Source organism: Moraxella sp. (assembly GCF_024227015.1).
In the GTDB taxonomy this organism is placed as follows: domain Bacteria; phylum Pseudomonadota; class Gammaproteobacteria; order Pseudomonadales; family Moraxellaceae; genus Moraxella.
Map to the genome: position 1 here is coordinate 1 of NZ_JAAELD010000031.1, position 1,142 is coordinate 1,142.

At 44.1% G+C, this 1,142-nt stretch carries 1 protein-coding gene; it reads right to left on the reverse strand.

The annotated features are described in order from the left end of the window. Window positions 1–260: 260 nt before the first annotated feature. Window positions 261–1,076: an exodeoxyribonuclease III gene (xthA, locus tag GY683_RS00630; protein WP_297286911.1), complete on the reverse strand. Its 816-nt coding sequence runs from the start codon at window positions 1,074–1,076 to the stop codon at window positions 261–263. Window positions 1,077–1,142: the final 66 nt, after the last annotated feature.

A 1,142-nucleotide genomic window follows, 5' to 3' on the forward strand; every position in this document is an offset into this window, starting at 1 on the left:
AAGGGGGTAAGGGAGGGGGGGGGGGGGGGGGGGGGTGTCTTCTGTCTCATCACACATTTTTGGCTATGCATAACTGTAGTGTCACCTCTGGACCAGGGAAAATAACTATGAATTGTACCAAAAGCTTTCACATTTTGCGAATGGGAAATTTATCTTTTTGGGGCTATCTGATTTATGGTCTAAATTTCACCTAGATAAATATATGAACAAAAATAAAAAGCGACATATTAGCCGCTTTTTTGTGTTTTGTATTGATAACTTTATAAACCAAACTTCGCCCAAATCGGTGCATGGTCAGACGGCTTTTCAAGTCCGCGAATGTCATAACTGATGCCAGCATCCACGCAGTCGGTGATAAGCCCGTCAGTGCATAAGATGTGATCAATGCGCAGACCGCGCTTTGGTGTGTCCTCAAAGCCCTTTGAGCGGTAATCAAACCAGCTAAACTGATCGGCATTATCTGGGTTGAACTTACGATAAGTGTCGTGTAGATTGCGACTCATCAAGTCGCCATACCATTCGCGTTCTTCTGGTAGGAATGAGCAGGTACCATTTCTAAGCCAGCGCTTAGCATTCGCATCGCCAATGCCCACGTCATTATCATGCGGAGAGATGTTCATGTCGCCCATGACGATCAGCTCGCGCCCTTGTCCTTTTAGATCGTCGATATAAGTATTCAAATCCGCATAAAAAGCGCGCTTCATTGGGAACTTCGTCTCGTGGCTACGATTCTCACCTTGGGGAAAATAGCCATTAATTACGTCGATCTCACGCCCACCGATGTCAAAGCGTGCGTGAATCAGACGTCTTTGTGCATCTGGATCACCAAATGGAAAGCCTTTTTGCACGAAGATTGGTGCATTTTTGGATAATATCGCCACGCCATAATGTGCTTTTTGTCCAAAAAATTCCACATGATAGCCCAAGCTTTGCACATCTGCCAAGGGGAATGCTTCGTTATGTACTTTGGTCTCTTGTAGGCCGATGATATCAGCGCCCAGCATATCACGCACGGCGATCAGCTGATGAGGTCTTGCACGAAGTCCGTTAATATTAAAACTTACAAAAGTGGTCATGTTTGGCTCTTTATTACTTCTTAAAATCATGGCATATTGTAACAAATTTTTGTGAAAAAATTTTAA

Coding starts and splice junctions, on each gene's coding strand:
- xthA (WP_297286911.1), bottom strand. CDS start 1,076: ATGACCACTTTTGTAAGTTTTAATATTAACGGACTTCGTGCAAGACCT.